The organism is Corynebacterium sp. HMSC034A01, assembly GCF_001838175.1.
Classification (GTDB): Bacteria; Actinomycetota; Actinomycetes; order Mycobacteriales; family Mycobacteriaceae; genus Corynebacterium.
The window spans coordinates 1-325 of record NZ_KV835966.1; the positions used below are offsets into that span (position 1 = coordinate 1).

1 pseudogene is annotated in these 325 nt (G+C 61.5%); it reads left to right on the plus strand.

Features of this window, described 5'->3' with window-relative positions:
- Positions 1-325 (plus strand): annotated as a pseudogene (locus HMPREF2791_RS12055) (hypothetical protein); the annotation flags it as partial.

Sequence of the window (325 nt, forward strand, 5' to 3'; positions counted from 1 at the left end):
AGCGTTACACCACACTAAGGGACGCAACCCCCTCGAAGCAGCGCACGGTCTGCCAATCGACCAACTCATCCACATCGAGAAGAAGCTGCTCGCCGTCGAAGGCGCCGCCGAACGCTGGCGCATTAGGTTGGATTTGGTGCGCCACCGCGGCTCATACCGGGCACTGACCAAACGCATCAACCGGCTAATCAAACAGCCTGTTAAACCCGCCCCACCCTCGTGCCGGTTCAGCCGCTCGAAGGCGGGTATGCGCACCATGACCTTGACCTACAACGAGCGCGACCTCGCCGACCTCGAGCACCTGCTGCGCAAACTCATCGACACC